Source organism: Prevotella sp. CAG:255 (assembly GCF_000431195.1).
Taxonomy (GTDB): Bacteria; Bacteroidota; Bacteroidia; order Bacteroidales; family Bacteroidaceae; genus Prevotella; species Prevotella rara.
In genome coordinates, this window is sequence record NZ_HF986828.1 from 37,804 (window position 1) to 57,609 (window position 19,806).

Genomic DNA, 19,806 nt, shown 5'->3' on the forward strand with positions numbered 1-19,806 from the left:
ATTCCTGCGAACACAAATATTAATATTATTATGTTTGTCAACATTTTGCCTTTATTTACTTATTCCATATTCCCGTTGCTTTATTGTTTGCCAGCTTTTCAAACTGAATCTTATTGCATATAGTGCATATCAGGTTAACGGATATCAGTGCACTGATGATGCCGTAAAGACCAAATCTGTTGCCTAAGAATATAGCCAACGGGATGTATATTATAGCTTCTAACGCTGTTATTATTGTAATCAGACGTATTTTTCCTATTCCGAAGAGTATGTTAGAGTAACATGTGCTGTAAATAAGTACACACATATATATTGCCATTAATGCAGACAGCAGATAGCCTATTTCAACTTTACCGCCAATCCATATTTTATAGATGAATTCAGATGATGCGAGCATCAGTATCAGAAGAACGAGAAACGCCAGCATTATTTTATTCATCTTATTCATCATGTTGTTTATCCATTTCCAGTCATTCTTTGTATACGCATCAGTTGTTGCAGACCAGAGCGGTGCGGTGATGATTGTAAACACCATTATCGTCAGACTGAAGTATTTGTATGAAATCTGGTATGGCGTAACTTCTGCCGGAGATAATATGCGCGTAATCAGTACGTTTGAAGAGGCAAATATTATCAGACCTGATATCTGAACAATGAAGAACAATATTCCTAGTGAGAACAGTTCTTTAAGTTCTGTTTTATCAAACAGCCTGAATGAAGGTCTTAGATATTTGTATCTGCAAAATGTCAGCGGATACGAAATCAGGTAGACCATCAGGGGCGACAATGTGTAGATGCAGGCTACGTCGAATAATGTGAGCTTATATATTAGCGACAAAACAAATATGCAAATCAGTGCCAGCGTTTGGCCGGAAACAACGAGAAGATTGTTTATTGCCGGAAGTTGAAGCCCAAGATAGACATTTCCGATAAATTTGAAGATAAAGGTTATGCCTACAAATACAATGGAAATAACAAATATACCCTCTAAGTTTGGTACAGTAGCGCTGTTTATGTTCAATAGCGAATGAAGGTCAATATTGTGAATTATTATTCTTAAAATGAGAACAATGGGTATTACAATAATGATCAGCATCATGAATGTTGTGCTGACAAGCCTTCTGGCTTTTTCCTTGTCGCCTTTTGCTAATGCTTCTGCAAGCTTATTTCTGAGTCCGTTTCCCAGGCCTATGTCAAATTGGTCTATCCATAACAAAATGGAATTGATGGTAAGCCAAATTCCATATTCGTATTGGTTCAGACAATTTAATGTAATGGGCACGAGCAATAATTGAACAATGCAGTTCCAGCCTTTTATAAGTATGGAACCGGCAATGTTCTTTTTTATTAAAGCTGTGCGTTCATTACCATTAAATATTTTTTTTGAAAACATAGACAGATGTTCCTATGAATGTTAGAATCATACAGAACGCAACAAACACCATGCGTTTGGGGCCTGTAGGCTTAAGTGGCACAGATGCCGACTGTAGTGTAGTGAACGCAGGCGTCCTTTCCTGTAATTTCGCTTTTGCAAGTTGAAGCTGCTGACTTATTTGCTGATAGTTGTTGTACTGCAGCTGCATCTCGTTTTCAAGGTCTTCCAGTTTTGCCTTGTAGCTTTCAAGCACCAAGTCTTGATTGGCATCAGAGAACACCGCATATACCTGTCTTGCACGTTCGTATTGTCTTTTAGCTTCTTGATACAGATTTTTTGTGTACTCCAGGTCTATACGTGCCTTGTTTGTTCTGTACTTTATGATGAACTGCTGCAGTTTTACCCTTGCAGAGTCTGCTATGGTGGCACAGATCAAAGGATCCTGATCCTCAACGTTTATAGTGATGACACTGGTCTTCTTGTCAACGCTACATTTAATCTTTTGCCCAACCAGTTTGGCTATGTCGTTTTGCTTCTTTGTCATTTTGAAAGGATTGACTTTCATTGCGCTAGCTCCGCCTTCAGCATCCTCGTCTTTAAACAAGTCTTTTACAAAACCTATTATCTTTTCCCACCATGCTGATTTCTGGTACTTCTCAAGATATTCGTAATATGTAGTTTCTATTTTCCCGTCATTTGATTTTATTTTAATGGGGAACATGCTTGTCTGAAAGTCGGCAGATTCCATCAGGTCAGGATACAGTTCTGGCACAATGGCATCCTGATTTGCCATATTAGACATGTTTAGGCCGAAGCTCGACGCCAAGGCACCAAGGCCACCTATATTTGGAGTGGTGGTTTCAGGTGCCAGTTTAACTTCACAGACATAGAATCTCGGAACACATAAAATTAAGAATGCACTTACAACAAATGCAACAGAAAGATTTATTATAAATAATTTCTTATGTGTCTTTATTCTGTTAAGAAGCTTTTTCAGGTCTATTTCCCTGAGCTTGTATTCTATATTCTCAACCATTTTCTTTTATTTTTTACAATATATTTGCCAGTGTCGCAATCATTGTTGCTATTGATGCAACAGATGTTCCGATAGTCATCTTTTCAGCAATAGTCATCTTGTTGATTTCCTTTTCAGGTACAACAATTTCACATCCGGGCTTTGGCTTGGCATTTTGGCTAACCTTTGCAATAGTGCCGTTCATGTAAACAATGTATGTCTGGCTCTTCTTTGCCTTTTCGCTGAATCCGCCGGCCTGGTTAATGTAATATTTAGCCTTCTTGCCCTTCTGGAAACCTACGGTGTTAGGATACATCACAGCACCGTTTATCTTTACTGTTCCGTTATATTGCGGTACGATGATTTTGTCGCCTTCACGCAAAACGATGTCTGCATCGCATCCAGGGTTGGCTAGGGCCTTGTCAAGCTCTATTCCGACAGAATAGAACTCAGGTATTTCAAATTTCTTGATTTTCTCGCTGTCTTTAAGATCTATTTTCTTGTTTTCCTTAGCAGCTTCTATTTCCATCTGTTCTGCCTCTTCCTTGGCTTTTTTGAGCACGGCTTCCATACGTGCGCGTTCGCTCTCGTTCACCTTTCTTTCGAGGCGTGCACCTGCAATATAGCCACGGTCGTTAACGCCGCCGGCACTCTTTATAAGGTCGCTCAGACGCTGATTCTTCTTAGAGAGCGTATATGTACCGCTGAACATTACTTCGCCTTCAACGACAACATTCTGCTGCTTGTAGTAGCCGGGACTCTTGCGGACATACACTTCGTCGAACGGCATGAGTTTGAAGCCGGGTGTGCCGTCAATCACAAAACCGTCTTTCAGGGCGAATGTGTAAGTGCGGGCAATGACTGAGTCGGTTGTCAGTGCCTTCGGGTTTACAATTCGTCTTGACACATCCACTTTTACTGTTGAGGCTGTCTGCTTTAAGCCTCCTGCCTGCAAGACGAAGTCCTCAAGGGTTTCGTTGTCGGCATATCTGTAGATACCCGGGTATTGCACCTCTCCGTGTATTGTGATTGTCTGTTCCTCCATCATCTCCTGTTTAGTCGGGATGAACAGCACGTCGTTGTTTTGTATAGGTATGTCAGGAACGGTGCCGTCCAATATGCCTTCCACGTCAACAGGAACGACCTCGAGTGTACGGTCTTTCTTCATTCTGTGCATTACGGCACGTGCAGTAAAGGCTTCTTCACGGAGACCGTCGGCGTGTTCAATAAGTGTTTTTACGCTGTTGATGTCGCCTCCTACCTGATACATTCCGGGACGGAACACGGCACCCTTGACCTCAACCATGTTAGAGAAGCGGGGCAGGATAGAGTCAACGCTTACAGAGTCCTCGTCTGCAAGATGGAATGCACTCATGTCAAATTCATCAACGTTGTAGACAGAATATTCTCTTCCTGTCTTTCTGACAATGCGTACAGATTTCTTATATGCATCTCCTGTAAATCCTCCGGCGTATTTCAGCAAGGTACCAACGCTTTCGTTTCGCTTCATTTCATAGTACATCGGTCTTTTTACCTTTCCGGTAATATTTACTAGGCAGTCGTAAGGACCAACGGAAATGACGTCGTTGTCGGCAAGTCTGACGTTGCCTGTGAGTTTTCCGTTCAGGATATAGTCATAGATATCCACGACAGACACCAGTCGGTTATTTCTGTATACCTTGATGTTACGCATCGTACCTATATCGTTTGTACCGCCCGCCATATACAAGGCATGGAATACTGTTGCAAACGCAGGAAGAGTGTAGGTTCCAGGGTTTTTCACCTCACCCATCACGTTAATCATTATCGAGCGTGTCTGACCAACAGTTAGCTTTATCTTCGAACTGCTGTATCTTGCTCCCAATGTAGAGCGCAGGCGTGCATTTGCCTGTGCCACGGTCAGACCGCTTACCTGTACGGGGCCGAAACCTTCTATTGTTACTTCTCCGTCGGGTGAAACGGTGCTTTCTATAGTCTTTTGTGATGCGCCATATATGTCGATATAAACAGCGTCGCCCGGGCCTAAGATGTAATTCTGCGGGGTGGCGATGTTCATGTTGGGCTCGAACGTAAGGTCCTTATTGTTGAAGATATCACGTCCGAACACTTTTTTCTTTCTTTTTTCTGCAAGGAGCTTTTCCAGCATGGCAGTTGTGTCAGGGATGAATGTGTTCAGCTCATCCTGCATCATCAGCCAGTCTTCGTTTGTCTCGTCATAGACAACTTCTTTTGATTTGCTCTTTTTCTTTTCTCTTGTATCTTTTATTCTGTATTGCGGTGATTCTTCGTCATCGTCGTTTTTGCTTGAGCCTTTCTTTCCGTTATTCTTTCTCTGGCGTCCGTTATCTTCTTCCGTGTCTTTGCTGCTTACGGTGCCAAGGCCTTTGTTCTTTGCCTGGCGTTCATATTTGTCTTTTACGCGCCTGATCTGTTCTATAGTTACGCCTTTCTGCATCAGTTTTGTTACAATCTGTGCCTGCGATGTGCCTTCGGCGTTTTCTTTCATTACAAATTTCAGTATCTGTTCGTCTGTCATTGACGATTGTGCTGTTGCATAACAAGGCAGCAGCAGTGCGAATAAGAAAAGAATGATATATTTTTTCATATTAAATTAATTTCCACTTAAAATTTCTTGCCACTAATTATACTTGCGGCTGTACGCATTATTATGCTGAAGTCGAGCGCCAGCGAGCGGTTCTCGAGATAATGAATATCCATCTGCAGACGTTTCAGCATCTTTTCCATGCTGTCGGTATAGCCATTATATAATGTAGCCTCGGATGTCAGTCCGGGCCTCATTTCATATATTAGCACATACGAATTGTCTATTTCCATTATCTGGTCGATATAGTACTTGCGTTCAGGGCGTGGTCCTACGAGCGACATGTCGCCGATAAGCACGTTCCAGAGCTGCGGCAGCTCGTCAAGATGATGCTCTCTTAAAAATCTTTCGGTTTTGGTCGAGTTGCTGTCATCACATTTAGCCACCAGCTGTGGTTTGTCCTCAGCCTTGCTGAGAGTTCTGAATTTATATATGGTAAACGGCTTGCCTCTGTATCCTATGCGTTCTTGCGAGAATATTGCAGGTCCGTTCTTTTGTCTTTTGAGCATTATATATATAATGAGGAACAATGGTGATAATATAATCAGTCCTAAAAAGGCTGATATAAAGTCGAAAGCCCTTTTTATTGCCCTTTGTGTAGCATTCATAGCATCATGGCTGCAGTTTATGCAGTCCGCCTCTTTCGTATAGACGTTGTTCACCTTCTAAAAAATATTGTTTCTCTATAATAACCCCAAATATTCAAATTTGTTGCAAAGGTAACACAAATAATTTGAAAAAAATGTTAGTTGCTCTCTGATTATTGAAAAAATAGCCATAAATTTGCGTATTCTTACAGAAAGAGTTATCTTTGCACAGATAAAACGTAGCTCCGGCACGTTTGGCAGATTGGGGTTGACCGGATTTGACAGCGGGTTGGAATGGTACGTAAGCACGCGGAGCGTGGTCTGTTTGCTCCTAAATCTCAGCGGTCATAAATTTATCTGGCGAAAACAAATACGCTCTCGCTGCCTAATCGAAGCATAGTAGATTATCGGCTTAATCCAGTCACAAGGTGACAGGACGAGACACTGCTCGAAAGCTGTTGTTCCGAAGCGTTTCGGTAAAGCGGTGCGGTTAAATCGGAAATAGTCTTGTGCGGCCCCGCACTCAAGATGAAGTTTTAGGGGATAAGGTTGCAGTTGGTGGTCCGGGTCTTGCTGCAGCTCGAAAACCGAAGGCCGGAATAAGCGTGTAGAAAGCGTATGGTTTCCCTGTTTGGACGAGGGTTCGAATCCCTCCAGCTCCACACAAAAGGCGGTGTAAGCTTATTACGCCGCCTTTTTGTTTACTTTACGGCATATCTGTAATTTTTCCTGAACTCGCATTTAGTACGAAAATCTCTGTTTTGTCCTGATTTCATGTGTTTTATGGTGATGAATTATGTGCATGAAACAAATATTAATGTATTGGTGACGAATAGTGGGGCGCTAATTGATTATAGTTTTTACCTTTGTACTCGGTACAGGTCTTTTACGGCATAAGCCATAAGCGGATGGCGCATATCTATGGCGAAGACCTATGCATGGACATGAAAAACTTTAATATTCTGATATATAGAGATATGAAAAAAACTAAAATTAGCTGCATTCTTGCGTCTGCATTGCTTGCCTTTTCGGCACAGACAGCCGGCGCTCAAGCTGCAAGTGCCGCAAAGGCGCCTGCCACTGTTGCCCATACGGCATTGTTCGATTATTTCAGTTATAGTGGAGATGACGACATCTATAAGAAAGTGAAGCTCGAAGGCGAGGGCGGATTCTACAATCCGATACTTCCCGGATGGAATTCAGATCCGAGCATCTGCCGTGTCGGCGATGACTACTTTATGGTAACTTCAAGCTTCTCTTATTATCCCGGAGTGCCGTTGTTCCACAGCAAGGACCTAGTGAACTGGAAGCAGATCAGCTATATCCTCGACCGTCCGTCGCAGTTGCCTCTTGCCGGTCAGAAGGTTTCAGCAGGTATCTTTGCTCCTGCAATATCGTATAATCCTCACAACAAGACCTTTTATATGATAACCACAAACGTGGGGTGGGGCAACTTCTTCGTTAAGACAAAAGATCCGTTCGGCTCATGGTCGGAGCCAATCCGTCTGCCTGATGTAAAAGGCATAGACCCCTCATTCTTCTTTGACGACGACGGTAAGGCCTATATCGTAAACAATGACGAACCCGAAGGCAAGGCTGAATACGACGGCCACAGGGCTATCCGCGTGCGCGAATTTGACGTAAATACCGACAAGACTGTTGGTCCTGAGAAGATTCTCGTGAACAAGGGCGTGCATCCGGAGGACAAGCCGATATGGATTGAGGGTCCTCATATGTATAAGATTAACGGCAAATATTTCCTGATGTCGGCCGAAGGCGGCACCAGCGACATGCACTCAGAGGTGATTTTCAGAAGCGACAGCCCGTTTGGACCTTTCGTTCCTGCCAAGAAGAATCCTATACTTACTCAGCGCGACCTTGATCCTAACCGCATAGACCCTGTTACATGTGCAGGTCATGCCGACCTCGTGCAGACTCCTTCCGGCGACTGGTGGGCTGTGTTCCTTGCATGCCGTCCTTGTGAGGGCAAGTTTGAGAATCTTGGACGTGAGACATTCCTCCTGCCTGTAAGCTGGACTGACGAAGGTTTCCCGCTCATACTTGAACAGGGAAAAACCGTGCCTATGACAGGCAATGTAAAGGGAGCTGTACGCGGAAAGAACGTAACCTTCGGTAATTTTGCATACAACGACGATTTCTCTGAAAAGACACTGCCGCTCGACTGGTTCTCGCTTCGCGGTCCTGTTGACTCTATCTGCAGCACAAATGCCGTGCCCGGTTATCTGTCAATGAAATGCGTTGAGACCACAACTGCCGAGAAAGCTGTTCCGGCATACGTAGGCCGCCGCATACAGCATCATAAGTTTGAGTGCTCTTCACGTCTGGTATTCGAGCCTCAGACTGTAAACGAGCGCGCAGGCATGCTGCTCTTCAAGGACGAGACACATCAGTATCTGCTTTGCGTTGCCAAGACGTCAGCAGGCAAGGCCGTTGAACTTAGAAAGACAGCTGACGGAGGCAAAGACGAAATATTGGCAAGTTCGGCTCTCGCAAAGGCCGACAAGGACATACGCCTGAAGATTGTTTCACGCGGTCTGACGTTCGACTTCTACTATGCAGTGGGCAAAGGCGAATGGAAACTGCTGAAGAACAACGTAGACGCCGGTTTCCTGTCGACACGCAACGCCGGCGGATTTACAGGCACCACCATCGGCCTGTATGCCACACGCGGATAATACATAATGGTAAAGGCAGTGCAGTCCGGATGCATTCTGGCATGGTTGAAACAGCCGGGGCACTGCCTGCCTTATACAAATAACGGTCTGGCCTACAGACTGAAACAACACATTGACAGCCTTACAGACTGTTTCTGAAGGATGCATGTTGAAGATAAATGCGTCAAGTCTAAAATCGGTCATTGTCTTACTTCTATCTGCAGATTGAGGCTTCCGGCAGTCTTATTGCTTTCTGTTGGCGTCTTGCCGTCTGCCTTTTCTTGACATTGCCCGCAGTGCTTGCGGAGAATCAAACGGCAGCCAGCTAAATGTCAAAACGACAATAAGGTTGGATTAAAATAACCGATTTGGCTTAAAATATGCGAAACATTAACCAAAATAGAAACATTCTGTGAAAATTGTCAGCATAAATAACGTTACAAATCAAATCTGTTTACGTTCTTTCTTTAAAAGAAACATAACAATGGACAGATACGCAAAATCTTTATTATCATTAATTTTAATGTTGCCGGTGTTCGCCAACGGGGCTGATGCCGGCAACACTATTGTAGTGCCAGAGAAAGAGAACGTAGGAGCAGCTGCAATGCCTGCCGACATAGCTCCTGTAGACGAAGCGCCCTTCAAGCTGAAGAAGATAAGGCGCCCCGAATTTCCCGACCGTCGCGAAACCGTGGGCAAGGCCGACGTTTCGGCATCGGGCAAGATAACTCCTGCAATCAATGAAAAGATAGAACGCCTCTCTAAGCGTGGCGGCGGCACCGTGGTTGTGCCTGCCGGCAAGTGGTATTCAGGCAGAATAGAACTGAAGAGCAACGTGGAGCTTCGCCTGGATGAAGGTGCCGTGATAGAGTTCTCGGGCGAGGTGGACGACTATCAGCCTGCCGTGTTCACGCGTCATGAGGGCGTCGAGGTTATGGGTGCTGGTGCGTTTATATATGCCAACGGTGCAAAGAACATAGCCCTTACGGGCAAAGGCGTGATTATGGGTCCGCCGATGGACGTTCCTATGCGCAAGTTCCCTAACGGCAAAAGCGTAGTTGAGAACGACATCGACTACCGTATGCCCGTCAAAGAGCGTCTGTGCGACGGCAAGGAAGGCCGCACGTTCTACCGTCCCAAGTCGTTTTCGCCCATCAACTGCAAGAACGTGCTCGTTGAGGGTGTAACCTTCGAGCGCAGCCTTCTGTGGAACGTTAATCCCGTTTATTGTGAGAACGTGATAATAAGAGGCATAACCGTAAACTCTACAGACGTGCCGAGCGGCGACGGCATAGACATCTCTTCATGCAAGAACGTGCTTATAGAATACTCTACGCTCAACTGCGGCGACGACTGCTTCACGCTGAAGGCCGGACGATGCGAAGACGGACTGCGCGTCAACCGTCCTACGGAGAACGTGCTCATACGCTACTGTCTCGCCAAGGACGGTCACGGAGGCATCACCTGCGGCAGCGAGACGGCAGGAGGCATACGCCGTGTGTATCTTCACGACTGCGTGTTCTACGGCACACGCACGGGCTTCCGCTTCAAGACAAGACGCAACCGCGGCGGCACCGTTGAAGACATCACCTATGAGAACATAAGACTGGTGAACGTGCGCGAGGCTTTCACGTGGGATCTGCTCGGTTCAAAGATGTATATGGGTGAGCTTGCGCGTCGCTATCCGCCGCTCGACATCACTCCGCTTACGCCTACGGTTAAGGACATAACCATACGCAACTTCATAGTTGAGTCGGCCGACAGGCTAATGACCGTCAACGGCATACCTGAGATTCCGTGTTCTGGCGTGCTACTTGAGAACGGCAGTGTCAGGACCAACAGGATAATAAAGACGCTCAACGATGCCGACGGACTGACGCTGCGCAACATGGAGATACAGGCCACAGACAACACGATGGTGATAGACGACAGCCGCAACGTGCTCTTCGACAATGTTACGTTCTATGTGCCCGGCGGCGCGCTCAACATGGACATAAAGGGCAGCAAGGCTTCGGGCATAGTCATCCGCAGCAATGGTGCAGACGTGGTCTGCAAGCCGGGAATGAACAAACTTTAGTGTTTTGTTTTTATATATTTTAATTCTGTTTAAACATAGTGACTGAAACGCTCATGCAGGTTTGGCTCCTGTGTGAGCGTTACTTTTTTATCCTAAATAGGCCAATTATTATCCGCAGGATTTTTGTTTTTATATTGAGCATGCTTCTGTCTGAGTTTTAGTGTGTATTGACGGTATGCCATTCTTTGGCAAGTGTTGGTTTATGATTGGGACATTTGAATATTGATAAGTGTAAGCATATTGAGGCTTATGCAGTTCATTATGATATTTTGCCTTTGTATGGATTTTCAGACAAAATAGAAAATATGTGCCCGATAATATGCCGCTTTTGTGCGTCCAGTGGCATCCCGGTCTGCAAAATGCCGCCTTTCGTGTTGCCGTTTGTGCCCTTTTGCATCCTAAAAAGCCACCTTTTGCCATGCGTTATGCCTTGTGTCGTGAGTGAATTTTGAGGCAAAATGCCGCTGTTTTAGTGCCAGAAAAATGCATACTGATGCTCTTTGCCGTGCCAACATGTTGCAGTATAGCAGTTTACGCTTGCACACAAAAACAGCGGAATTTTACTCCTGCGGAAAGAAATTTTAGAATAGCCCGATTCTGGAGCGTTGACAGAAATCACAATGTAAGCACCATGTCTGCCGTGCCGGCAATATGTCAGCATGCACAGACCATTGTCGCACACCATTTTATAATGTCTTTTCATGGGTGCGCTGATGCTCTTCGTGTGTAGAGACATCACGGTTGCGTATGTCGTTTTCTGCTGATGTTATGATTTTCCTTTGCTTCCTTGATGCGGTCGCGTATGTGGCTGAATTGTTTTAGTATACTGATTTTTATTAGATTTCAGGCTCTCCTGTTGCGCTTTGTCCTGAATCTTAACTTTGTTGTCCTGCTCCTTGGGCCGCCGTCCGCGCAGCGTCATTCTCTTGTCTGTGTCCTATTTGTTTATCTTGCTTTCGTCCATATACTTCTCCAGATAGTCGAGCCCCTTGTTTGTGCAGCACCCGCGCATATAGACCGTTATGAAGGTGTGGAATATCTCCTTCAGCGAATACTTGCGGTACATCTTTGTCTGCATAACATAGTTCATAGCGGCGTCGCTCATCTTGTGCACGATGTCATAGTTGATGTCGCCCCTGAAGAATCCGTGCTCTATGCCTTTCTTCATGAAGAGGTACGAGTTGGCGCGCTGCCTCTCGTTATACTCTTGCAGAAAAGCTACAATCTTAGAGTATTTCTGCGTTTCAAGAAAGAAGCGCGGATTGATGGTTCCCAGGTCTCTCAGCTTGGCTTTAAGGAAGAAGGCTATGACGTCCATCTCGTTGTCCGTCTTTTCGGCATACTCCTGCAGTTGCTTGGTCATCTTCTCAGAGTCGTGCTTTACACACTCGTAAAGCAGGTCTTCCTTGTTGCTGTAAATCTCATACAGGGTGCGTTTGGATATTCCCATTTCCGTGGCAATATCGTCCATCTTCACAGCCCTGATTCCCTTCTGTTTGAAGAGCTGCATCGACGTTTCGAGTATCCTTGTTTTCAGATTTTCACGATAAACTGTTATGTTGCCTGTTTTGCGCATAAACACTATTCTTATTTTATTTGCAAAGTTAATAATTTTTCTAAAAAAACTATTTGCTTTCCTTTATTTTTATTACATTTGCATGACTTTTCATGATAAAGTGAAATGGTTATAAGGTAAAAGACAATACAAAATAAGATAACAGAAAACGCCTATGGTAAACATAACAAAAGAGGCCGCTCTTGCATACCACAAGAACGGGAAACCCGGAAAAATAGAAGTTAAACCGACAAAGCCCTATAGTACGCAAACCGACCTTAGTCTGGCCTACTCGCCGGGCGTTGCGTTTCCGTGCCTTGAGATACAGAAAACTCCCGATGACGCGTATAAATACACAGCTAAGGGCAATCTTGTTGCCGTGATAAGCAACGGCACCGCCGTGCTCGGTCTGGGCGACATCGGAGCCATGAGCGGCAAGCCCGTCATGGAGGGCAAGGGACTCTTGTTTAAGATTTATGGCGGCATCGACGTGTTCGACATTGAGGTTGACGAGAAAGACCCCGAAAAGTTCTGCGAGGCTGTAGAGAAGATAGCCCCCACGTTCGGCGGCATCAACCTTGAAGACATAAAGGCTCCTGAATGTTTCTACATCGAAGAGCGACTGAAGCGCACGCTCGACATCCCCGTGATGCACGATGACCAGCACGGCACGGCCATCATATCTGCCGCCGGACTGAAGAACGCTCTCGAGGTGAACGGCAAGGACATATCAAAGGTTAAGATTGTTGTCAACGGAGCAGGTGCGGCAGCCATATCATGTACAAAGCTGTATATGGCTCTCGGCGCAAAGCGCGAGAACATTGTGATGCTCGATTCTAAGGGCGTTATCACCAGCGACCGTGAGAACCTTACGGAGCAGAAGAAGCTCTTTGCTACCGACCGCCGCGACGTGCATACACTCGAGGAGGCTGTCAAGGGGGCCGACGTGTTTGTCGGTCTTTCCAAGGGCAACGTGCTCACTCAGGACATGGTAAGGTCGATGGCCGACCAGCCCATTGTGTTCGCCCTGGCTAACCCCGTGCCCGAGATCTCTTATGAGGAAGCCATGGCCAGCCGTTCCGACGTGCTCATGTCTACCGGCCGTTCTGACTATCCTAACCAGATTAACAACGTTATCGGCTTCCCGTATATCTTCAGAGGCGCTCTCGACGTTCATGCCTCTGCCATAAACGAGGAGATGAAGCTTGCCGCCGTCAACGCCATTGCCAACCTGGCAAAGCAGCCTGTGCCCGATGTCGTTAACGACGCATATCAGGTAAACAACCTTACTTTCGGTCCGTCTTACTTCATTCCGAAACCTGTCGACCCGCGCCTCATCACCGAAGTGTCGGCAGCCGTTGCCAAGGCAGCCATAGAGAGTGGGGTGGCACGCACCACGATAACCGACTGGGACGAATACAAAAATCATCTGCGCGAGATGCTCGGACAGGAAACCAAGCTCACCCAGAAGCTATATGATACAGCACGCAAGCACCCGCAGCGCGTTGTCTTTGCCGAAGGCATACACCCTACGATGCTCAAGGCTGCCGTACAGGCAAGGAACGAGGGCATCTGCCAGCCTATCCTGCTGGGCAACGACGAGCGTATAATGAAGCTTGCCAAGGAACTCGACCTTAATCTCGACGGCATAGAGATAGTAAATCTGCGCCACGACAACCAGAACGACCGCCGTGAGCGCTATGCACGCATACTTGCCGAGAAGCGCAAGCGCCAGGGCTACACATTCCAGGAAGCCAACGACAAGATGTTTGAGCGCAACTATTTCGGTATGATGATGGTTGAGACCGGCGAGGCCGACGCCTTCATCACGGGTCTTTACACCAAGTATTCAAACACCATCAAGGTGGCAAAAGAGGTTATCGGCATACAGCCCGGATACAACCATTTTGGCACGATGCATATCATCAACTCCAAGAAGGGTGTGTTCTACATGGCCGACACGCTTATCAACCGCCATCCTGACAAGGACGTGCTCGTAGACATTGCACGTCTGAGCGCAATGACCGTAAGATTCTTCAACGAAGAGCCGAGGATAGCCATGATAAGCTATTCAAACTTCGGTTCCGACGAGATAGGCAGTCCGGCTCAGGTTCATGCTGCCGTTGAGGCTATGCAGACACGTTATCCTGACCTGGCCATCGACGGCGAGATGCAGGTAAACTTTGCTCTCGACAACAAGCTGCGCGACGCCAAGTATCCGTTCTCGCGCCTTAAGGGCAAGGATGTCAACACGCTTGTGTTCCCTAACCTAAGCAGTGCCAACAACGCATACAAGCTGTTGCGTGCAATGAATTCTGACGCTGAGATTATCGGTCCTATCCAGATGGGTCTTAACAAGCCTATACACTTCACCGACTTCGAGTGCAGCGTACGCGATGTTGTCAATATCACTGCCGTGGCCGTTATCGACGCTTACGTGCAGAAGATAAAGGAGAACAGACAATAACGGCGCAGCTGCCTGCGATATAACATTATGTATGACGGCTCCAATGATGTAACGACATGTCATCGGAGCCGTCGTCCGTTTTACCCCAAATCTTGATTGCTGATAGGGGTTTATGTCTCATGTCAGAGCAACGCCATGTCTGGCAGCTTTAACTGAATGAGGTGTGTATAATATAAAAAGTGTGAAAAACTTTATCTTTCATGTCACTGACGGCCTTGTCATGCGTCTATGACAATAGAAACAAATGACATAATTAACAACAAAACGACACTATTATGAAAAAGCTGTTTATTCTGGCGCTGGCAGCAATGTTCTGCATGGCCGGCTTTGCCAAAAGCACACAAGAGGTAATCAACGAAATCACAAAGTCTACAGGTGCTCAGACCATAACGCTCAGCAAGGACCTTATTGTTGCGCAGGCTGCCGCCATGCCTGAAAATGTCAAGGCTCTCCTGTCTAATCTTGACGGTGGCACTCTCGTCCTGCTGTCTGAGGGCACCGACGAGCAGATTAAGACATTCAACGACAGGGTGGGAGAGATAGACTCTGAAGCTTATGAAGCCATGGCTTCGTTCGTTGACGAGTCAGACACAATAAAGGTATTCGGCAAGTGTGAGGGCGACTATGTTACCGAACTTTTCATCGCTTTTTCGGATGATGAAGATTGTGCCCTTATCGACGTTACCGGCAAGATAAGCAAGGAAGACGCCATGAAGCTCCTGAACAAAGACATGCTGCAGCAGATTCTTTAACCGTAAACAGGTCATCGCTCCGCATATTCTTCAGCAAGTAGACGGCTGAAAGCATGAATGCACAAAACAGATAATGCTGTGTGCGGGCTAATAACCTATTGTGTTTTAAGTTAAAGAAAGGTTTATATAAAAACGGACAAATGCCGGCTGTTGTGCCTGTGCATTTGTCCGTTTCCTTTTTATGGTCAAGGCATCATGGCCTTTTGTATGTCTTCATTGTGTGCGGCATCGCTGCCACATCCTCTTTCTTCTTATAGTCTTATAATCTGCTTCACGCCCTTCACGTTGCGCAGCTTCTTTATCAGCTGTTCCAGTTTCGATGTGTCCTCCACGTTTACCACGAGGTTACCGCGGAACAGTCCGTCGTTGCTGTCAATGTTTATGCTGCGCATCATGATGTTCTCTTCTTTCGATATAATGCTCGTTATGTTGTTCACGATGCCTATGTCGTCGTTTCCTATAATCTTCAGCGTGATAGAGTATTGCGATTTGCCCTTTCCGCTCCACATCGCCTTCACCACTCTGTAGCCGAATCGCTTTCTCAGCTCGGGTGCATTGGGGCAGTCGGTGCGGTGAATCTTAATTCCGCCGTTCACGGTTACAAATCCGAACACGTCGTCGCCGTATATCGGGTGGCAGCATTTCGACAGCGTATAGTCCACGCCTTTAAGGTTCTGGTCAATCACCAGCACGTCGTCGTTCGAGTAGGCAATCTCCTCGTTGGGGTTCTCAAAGCTAAACTCTTTCGCACTTCTTGCCGGAGCCGTTGGTGCGGTGTTGTTGTCGAACATCAGCACCTGCTGATACGTTTCTATTGTCTGGTTCACGTCGAGGCTTCCGTCAGCCATGTCTTTGTAGAAGTCGTTTGCTTCCTTATATCCCAGTTTCTTTATCAGGTGCGACACGGCACTCTCGTCAAAGTCGATCTTTCGGTTTTTCAGTCGGCGTTCAAACATCTCTTTTGCATACGCTCCGTCTTTCACCATAAGGTCTTTTATGGCCATTCTTATCTTCGACTTTGCGCGGCTTGTCTTCACGATGTTCACCCAGTCCTGTTTCGGCTTTTGCGTGCTCGACGTCATGATCTCCACCTGGTCGCCGTTTTTCAGTATGTATCTGAATGTAACCGCCTTGTTGTTTATCCTTGCTCCCGTGCAGTGGTTGCCTATGTTAGAGTGTATGCGGTAGGCAAAGTCGAGCACGGTGGCTCCTTTCGGAAACTTCATAAGGTCGCCTTTGGGCGTAAACACAAACACCTCGTCCTCATAAAGATCCATCTTAAACTGGTCTATCACCTGCAGGTCGTCCTTGTTCTCCAGCGCCGTTCTGATGCTGTTGAGCCATTCGTCAAGTCCGCTTTCGCCCTTCACGCCCTTGTATCTCCAGTGGGCAGCCAGTCCTCTTTCTGCCACCTCGTCCATGCGCTCTGTGCGTATCTGCACCTCCACCCATTTGTTTTCAGGTCCGAGCACGGTTATGTGCAGACTCTCGTATCCGTTCGACTTAGGCACGCTCAGCCAGTCGCGCATACGTTTCGGGTTAGGCTGATACATGTTTGTTATTATGGCGAACACCTGCCAGCACTGCATCTTCTCCAGTTCTGCCGGCGAGTCGAGTATTATTCTTATTGCAAACAGGTCATATATGCCTTCAAAGCCGCATTGCTGTTTCTTCATCTTCTGCCAGATGCTGTGAATGCTCTTTGTGCGTCCCTTCATGTGAAACTTCAGTCCGGCCTCTTTCAGCTTCTTGTCTATAGGCGTTATGAACTTTTCTATATAAGCGTCGCGGCTTTTCTTTGTCTCGTTGAGTTTCGCCTTTATCATGTAGTAGGCGTCGTGCTCAAGATATTTCAGGCTCAGGTCTTCCAGCTCGCTTTTCAGCTTATACAGTCCCAGCTTGTGTGCCAGTGGGGCATACAGATAGCTTGCCTCCTCGCTCACCTTCATCTTTGCCTCAGTGTTTGTGGTGTCCCTTATCTGCCTCATCAGGTTCACCCTGTCGGCAATCATTATCAGTATCACCCTCATGTCCTCGGCAAACGACAGCAGCAGGTTTCTGAAGTTTTCGCTCTCTATCACCGGATTCTTCTTATACAGTTCCTGTATGCTTCTGAGTCCGTGAATTATGGTAGATACGTTTTTTCCGAAGTTCTTTTCTATTTCCTCAAGCGAGTTGTCGTTTTCAGCCACGCTTGTATATAGAAGTATGGCCATCACGCCGTCGCGCTTCAGTCCAATCTCGCTCACGGCAATCTGTGCGGTCTGCAGACTCAGCAGTATGGGGTTCATTCCAAACACATCGCGCTGTATAAGGTCGTTTTCGAGAGCGGTTTTCAGATGCCTGAAGACGTTTTTCTCGTCTTCTCTTTTCAGCATGCCGTGTGCGTTCTCGCGCAGTCCGCGTATTATGTTTACAATGTCGTTTCTCTCTTTTTTGGTAAAGAACAGTTTTTCAGCCATATCCTTCTTGTATGTTAAGGGCATTGCCGCCTGTTGGCGTCTGCCGTTGATGAATTTATCTTTAAATGTCCGGCTTTGGCTTGTCTTCCATGTTTCAGCATGCGTGCCGGCGTGTATGCTTACAGGTTAATAATGCCTTTGCACGGCAACTTTTCATGGTCTGCCGGAGTACATTGTTATGCAAACTTACACATTTTTCCTGATATTTTCGGATGTTCTTTCAAATAAATTAAATAATAAGGCATTTCTGACAATAAGTAATAACTTTTTAATATCTAAAGTTATGTTTTTTAAGAAAAAAACTATATATTTGTAACTGATTTACTGAAACCTTATAAAATTATAATACTTATGTTATCACCAGAAGACTTAAAGCAGATTGCCGAAAAAGGCATAACCGAAGAACAAGTAGCAACCCAACTCGAAGAGTTTAAAAAAGGCTTTCCTTTCCTGAAGCTCGAGGCAGCAGCAGGCATAGGCCGTGGCGTCATTGCTCCTGCCGACAGTGAGCGTGCCGACTATATCGCAAAGTGGGAAGCCTATAAGGCAGAAGGCAAGAAGATCGTAAAGTTTGTTCCTGCCAGTGGAGCTGCCAGCCGTATGTTCAAGGATATGTTCGCTTTTCTCGGCGCTGACTATGACGAACCGCGTACTGACTTCGAAAAGAAATTCTTCGACAACATAGAGAAGTTTGCTTTCTATGATGAGCTTAACGCAGCTTGCGTAAAGAATGAGGGCAAGGACATCGCAGCCCTTGTTGCTGCCGGCAACTACAAGGCTGTTGTTGCCAATATGCTCGAGTCTAGGGGCCTTAACTACGGACAGCTGCCAAAGGGCCTGCTGCTCTTCCACAGATATGAAGACGGCGTGCGCACTCCTCTCGAGGAGCATCTTGTTGAGGGAGCATTATATGCGTCAAGCGCAGGCGAGGCTAATGTTCACTTCACCGTAAGCCATGAGCATAAGGCTCTGTTTGAGAAGAAGGTGGCTGAGAAGAAAGACAAATATGTTGCCAAGTTCGGCATCAACTACAATATCTCTTTCTCTGAGCAGAAGCCCAGCACCGACACTATTGCCGCCAACCCGGACAACACTCCGTTCCGCAATGCCGACGGCTCTCTGTTGTTCCGTCCCGGAGGTCATGGCGCTCTCATCCAGAATCTTAACGACATCGACGCCGACGTAATCTTTGTAAAGAACATCGACAACGTTGTGCCCGATCGTCTTAAGAACGACACCGTAACCTACAAGCAGCTCATTGCCGGAATTCTAGTAACGTTGCAGGAAAAGGTGTTCAGCTATCTGCGCCTGCTCGACAGCGGCGAGTATAGCAATTCACAGATTGAAGAAATCATACGTTTCGTTCAGAACGATCTGTGCTGCCGCAAGCCAGACATCAAGAATCTTGAGGATGCCGACCTCGTTATCTATCTGCGCTCAAAGCTCAACCGTCCTATCCGTGTCTGCGGAGTTGTAAAGAACGTTGGCGAGCCGGGCGGAGGTCCGTTCCTTACCTACAATCAGGACGGCACCATCAGTCTGCAGATACTTGAGAGCAGCCAGATAGACAAGAGCAACACCGAATACATGAAGATGTTCACTGAGGGTACACACTTCAATCCCGTTGACCTCGTTTGTGCCGTTAAGAATTATAAGGGCGAGCCGTTCAATCTGCCTGACTATGTTGACAAGACAACAGGATTTATCAGCAGCAAGAGCAAGAACGGCAAGGAGCTGAAGGCTCTCGAGTTGCCGGGCTTGTGGAATGGTGCTATGAGCAACTGGAACACAGTGTTCGTAGAAGTTCCTCTGTCAACATTCAACCCCGTAAAGACCGTCAACGACCTTCTTCGCGAGCAGCATCAATAAGATAAAAATAGAGAATTGGGATTCTTTACATGCCCAATTCTCTATTTTTCTTTATTATATAATATATTTTTTGTTTTATAATTAGCTACACTGAACTGCGTTTCATAATTTATAAATAGCTAATGTTGAACTACGTTTCATAATTAGCTATGCTGAACTTCGTTTGCGCTTAGTGCCAATGTAAACAATAAGGCGGGCTGAAAATCACAATACATTTGGATTTTTCGTTTTTCACTTTTAACTTTCATTTTCGTAAGACGCACTACGTTGCCATTGTGCCGGCTGATTTGCAATCTGCCGGAATATAATATCAGGATCTGAGATCCGCTAAAAGTACCGCTGCCTTATGAAGTGAGTAATGAAAAATTTA

The 19,806-nt window shown here is 46.2% G+C and carries 11 protein-coding genes and 1 other RNA gene; 6 read left to right on the forward strand and 6 right to left on the reverse strand.

Annotated elements, in window-relative coordinates:
• Nucleotides 1-55 precede the first annotated feature (55 nt).
• The 4 genes from QVO66_RS10170 to QVO66_RS10185 are packed head-to-tail and all read right to left on the reverse strand — an operon-like array spanning nucleotide 56 to nucleotide 5,600.
• On the reverse strand, nucleotides 56-1,393 hold the full coding sequence (locus tag QVO66_RS10170; RefSeq protein ID WP_021855385.1) for a lipopolysaccharide biosynthesis protein: 1,338 nt from the start codon (nucleotides 1,391-1,393) through the stop codon (nucleotides 56-58).
• Nucleotides 1,371-2,411, reverse strand: a complete 1,041-nt coding sequence (locus QVO66_RS10175) for a chain length determinant protein (protein WP_021855386.1) — start codon at nucleotides 2,409-2,411, stop codon at nucleotides 1,371-1,373. Before QVO66_RS10175 ends, QVO66_RS10170 begins: the two co-directional genes overlap by 23 nt.
• A 13-nt stretch (nucleotides 2,412-2,424) precedes the next feature.
• On the reverse strand, nucleotides 2,425-4,995 hold the full coding sequence (locus tag QVO66_RS10180; RefSeq protein WP_021855387.1) for an SLBB domain-containing protein: 2,571 nt from the start codon (nucleotides 4,993-4,995) through the stop codon (nucleotides 2,425-2,427).
• A 17-nt stretch (nucleotides 4,996-5,012) separates the two neighbouring features.
• The gene (locus QVO66_RS10185) at nucleotides 5,013-5,600 is read right to left on the reverse strand and encodes a sugar transferase (protein ID WP_053398628.1); all 588 of its coding nucleotides are present in this window, start codon (nucleotides 5,598-5,600) and stop codon (nucleotides 5,013-5,015) included.
• 243 nt (nucleotides 5,601-5,843) lie between these two features.
• Between QVO66_RS10185 and ssrA the strand changes: the two genes are divergently transcribed.
• The 3 genes from ssrA to QVO66_RS10200 all read left to right on the forward strand — a co-directional run bounded on the left by ssrA (nucleotide 5,844) and on the right by QVO66_RS10200 (nucleotide 10,331).
• Nucleotides 5,844-6,244: a transfer-messenger RNA gene (gene ssrA / locus QVO66_RS10190) on the forward strand.
• Between the two features lie 312 nt (nucleotides 6,245-6,556).
• Nucleotides 6,557-8,275, forward strand: coding sequence for a glycoside hydrolase family 43 protein (locus QVO66_RS10195; protein WP_288172807.1), 1,719 nt, complete (start codon nucleotides 6,557-6,559; stop codon nucleotides 8,273-8,275).
• A gap of 463 nt (nucleotides 8,276-8,738) precedes the next feature.
• Entirely contained in the window at nucleotides 8,739-10,331 is a 1,593-nt protein-coding gene (locus tag QVO66_RS10200; protein ID WP_021855390.1) for a glycoside hydrolase family 28 protein, read from the forward strand.
• Between the two features lie 937 nt (nucleotides 10,332-11,268).
• Here the strand turns inward: QVO66_RS10200 and QVO66_RS10205 are convergent.
• Nucleotides 11,269-11,907 carry a TetR/AcrR family transcriptional regulator gene (locus QVO66_RS10205; protein ID WP_021855392.1) on the reverse strand — a complete coding sequence of 213 codons (639 nt, stop codon included), beginning with the start codon at nucleotides 11,905-11,907 and terminating at the stop codon, nucleotides 11,269-11,271.
• Between the two features lie 154 nt (nucleotides 11,908-12,061).
• Here QVO66_RS10205 and QVO66_RS10210 point away from each other — a divergent pair, with 154 nt between their 5' ends.
• Together QVO66_RS10210 and QVO66_RS10215 are read left to right on the forward strand one after the other, a co-directional pair.
• Nucleotides 12,062-14,353, forward strand: a complete 2,292-nt coding sequence (locus tag QVO66_RS10210; protein ID WP_021855393.1) for an NADP-dependent malic enzyme — start codon at nucleotides 12,062-12,064, stop codon at nucleotides 14,351-14,353.
• 275 nt (nucleotides 14,354-14,628) lie between these two features.
• Nucleotides 14,629-15,105: a DUF4252 domain-containing protein gene (locus QVO66_RS10215; RefSeq protein WP_021855394.1), complete on the forward strand. Its 477-nt coding sequence runs from the start codon at nucleotides 14,629-14,631 to the stop codon at nucleotides 15,103-15,105.
• A gap of 251 nt (nucleotides 15,106-15,356) precedes the next feature.
• Here the strand turns inward: QVO66_RS10215 and QVO66_RS10220 are convergent, their stop codons facing one another.
• The gene (locus QVO66_RS10220; protein ID WP_021855395.1) at nucleotides 15,357-17,567 is read right to left on the reverse strand and encodes a RelA/SpoT family protein; all 2,211 of its coding nucleotides are present in this window, start codon (nucleotides 17,565-17,567) and stop codon (nucleotides 15,357-15,359) included.
• A 351-nt stretch (nucleotides 17,568-17,918) separates the two neighbouring features.
• Here QVO66_RS10220 and QVO66_RS10225 point away from each other — a divergent pair, with 351 nt between their 5' ends.
• Entirely contained in the window at nucleotides 17,919-19,436 is a 1,518-nt protein-coding gene (locus QVO66_RS10225; RefSeq protein WP_021855396.1) for a DUF4301 family protein, read from the forward strand.
• Nucleotides 19,437-19,806: the final 370 nt, after the last annotated feature.